The organism is Inconstantimicrobium porci (genome assembly GCF_009696465.1).
In the GTDB taxonomy this organism is placed as follows: Bacteria; Bacillota; Clostridia; order Clostridiales; family Clostridiaceae; genus Inconstantimicrobium; species Inconstantimicrobium porci.
In genome coordinates, this window is record NZ_VULX01000074.1 from 1 (window position 1) to 1,127 (window position 1,127).

At 38.0% G+C, this 1,127-nt stretch carries 2 protein-coding genes; both read left to right on the forward strand.

Translation table 11 applies throughout. The annotated features are described in order from the left end of the window. On the forward strand, nucleotides 1-114 hold a 114-nt coding region (locus FYJ33_RS15990; RefSeq protein ID WP_154530158.1), incomplete at its 5' end, for an IS3 family transposase. A gap of 33 nt (nucleotides 115-147) precedes the next feature. After that, nucleotides 148-909 carry a site-specific integrase gene (locus FYJ33_RS15995; RefSeq protein WP_154532961.1) on the forward strand — a complete coding sequence of 254 codons (762 nt, stop codon included), beginning with the start codon at nucleotides 148-150 and terminating at the stop codon, nucleotides 907-909. Nucleotides 910-1,127 lie beyond the last annotated feature (218 nt).

The following is a 1,127-nucleotide window of genomic DNA, read 5'->3' on the forward strand; positions in this document are numbered from 1 at the left end:
GAACTTAAGTTAGAATTAAGAAGTTATGTATTATGGTATAACAATAAACGCATTCATAGTTCTTTAAACTATATGACTCCAGTTGAGTATAGACTTGCAAATATGACCGAATAAAAAATGTATTAAAAAGTGTTGACAATCCACCTTATGAAGAATCCATTCCAGTTTGAACTCGCCGGGGTGGTGGTAAATGACTCGGTTACAAGAGAGGCCATTACCAAAGACCAGATGAGAAAGTTCCTTCGTTTTGTGCATGACGATATCCTTTATTGCAAATATTACGAAGTGGTCTACATTCTCTTCCATACAGGCATGAGAATTTCAGAGTTTTGTGGACTTACCCTTAAGGATATCAACCTTGAGCATAACACCGTCAATATTGAGCGTCAGCTACAGAGAACGGCTCAAAGGGAATATGTTATAGAGCCTACAAAGACAAATGCAGGTACAAGGGTTCTGCCAATCACGGATGAGGTTGCAGAAATGTTTAGGTCAATCATTCAGGACAGACCAAAGTACAAAGTTGAAAAAATTGTAGGTGGCTATAGCGGATTCCTTTTTCTCGACAAAGACCATATGCCTTTGGTGGCTATGCATTGGGAACACAGATTCAACAGTATGGTTGGCAGGTACAACGAGATTTACAAGGTGCAGATGCCGAACATTACTCCTCATGTATGCAGACACACCTATTGCTCGAATATGGCAAAATCGGGAATGAATCCTAAGACACTACAGTACCTCATGGGGCATTCGAATATATCGGTTACAATGAATGTGTACACGCATATCGGATTCGATGATGCTGAGGAAGAATTGAAACGGATGGAAGAGTTTAGGAAAGCACAGGCGGAGGTTGAGCAGAAGAAGGAGAAACCGATGTCACAGAAAATGTTTAAGGTAATTTAATATGAAAGTGGGATGACGCTCTAGCATTAGGCTGGGGCGTTTTTTTCTGTGGAAAAGAAGTGAAAATGACGATATAATATAAAATAGAATGTAGACATGAGCATAATTGATCTTTAAAAATTTAATATTGATATAGAGAAATATTTTGGAAAAGTTAGGTTTTTTATTAATAAAGTGACTCAAAAAAGGGTATACTATCCCCATGAGGATGATAGAAT

Coding starts and splice junctions, on each gene's coding strand:
- FYJ33_RS15995 (WP_154532961.1), top strand. CDS start 148: ATGAAGAATCCATTCCAGTTTGAACTCGCCGGGGTGGTGGTAAATGAC.